Origin of the sequence: Aquimarina muelleri DSM 19832 (assembly GCF_000430665.1) — a bacterium.
Classification (GTDB): domain Bacteria; phylum Bacteroidota; class Bacteroidia; order Flavobacteriales; family Flavobacteriaceae; genus Aquimarina; species Aquimarina muelleri.
Map to the genome: position 1 here is coordinate 1 of NZ_AUML01000101.1, position 1,282 is coordinate 1,282.

Sequence of the window (1,282 nt, forward strand, 5' to 3'; positions counted from 1 at the left end):
ATTCATATGATTCCTCAGAGAGTCTATGTGAAAGAGAACCAAATTCTGTTGCTTATATCATGTATACTTCAGGAACTACAGGATTGCCTAAGGGAGTGATGATTGAAGATCATAGTATTGTTAGTTTGTGTAAAAGCTGTGACTATGTTTCTTTAAATTCAGATACAGTATGGCTATCAACTGGTTCTATCTCTTTTGATGCAACAACCCTCGAGTTTTGGGGGACTTTGTTAAATGGAGGTCAATTGGTATTAGCAAATACTAATACATTATTAGATATAAGTAGTTTAAAACAACTTATTATCGAACATAAAGTAACAACATTATGGATGACAGCTTCTTGGTTTCATCAAATAGTAGAACAGGATATATCTATTTTTAAACCTCTTTGTTATTTATTAGTAGGAGGGGATGTAGTTCTTTTTAATTATACAAACAAGTTAAAAGAATTTTATCCAGAACTTCATATAATCAATGGCTATGGCCCCACAGAAAACACTACCTTTTCGACAACATATAATATTGATAGTTTTGTAGATAAAAGTCTTTCTATAGGTAAGCCTATTAAAAACAGTCAAGCATATATTTTAAATTCTTCTCTCGATTTATTGCCTATAGGTGTTGTAGGAGAATTATACGTTGGAGGTTCAGGTTTGGCACGTGGTTATTTAAATAATGAAGATTTAACACGAGAGAAATTTATTTCAAACCCTTTTAAAGAAGGAGAAAGAATTTATAAGACAGGTGATTTAGTTCGTTGGTTACCAGACGGTAATATTGATTTTATAGGTAGGGTAGATGATCAAGTTAAGATCCGAGGGTATCGCATAGAATTAGGGGAGATAGAGAGTGTTTTATCTTCATTAGATGTTGTTATTCAATGTTGTGTTTTAGTCAAGGAGGATTCTTTAGGAGAGAAGTGTTTGGTAGGTTATGTTGTTGTAGAAGGAGATTTAGATAAAGAAGAAATACAACAGTATTTAAAATTAAGTCTACCAGAATATATGGTTCCTACAGTATGGGTAGAAATGGAAGTGATGCCCTTGACAAATAATGGTAAATTAGATAAGAAAGCATTACCAGAACCAGATGGTTCCGAGTCCTCTGCCAAAACATATGTTGCTCCAGAAAGTGAAATAGAAGTTCAGTTAGTAGAAATCTGGCAAGATTTGTTAGGATTAGAGAATATAGGAATACATGATAATTTCTTTGAGTTGGGCGGACATAGTTTATTGGCTACTCGTTTGGTATCTAAAATTCGTAAAGAATTATCTATAGAAAT

Annotated in this window: 1 protein-coding gene; it reads left to right on the forward strand. The window is 32.6% G+C overall.

Annotated features, from left to right (window positions below; translation table 11 throughout):
• A partial coding sequence (locus H527_RS22715) for a non-ribosomal peptide synthetase (protein WP_035089086.1) occupies nt 1–1,282 on the forward strand: 1,282 nt, incomplete at both ends.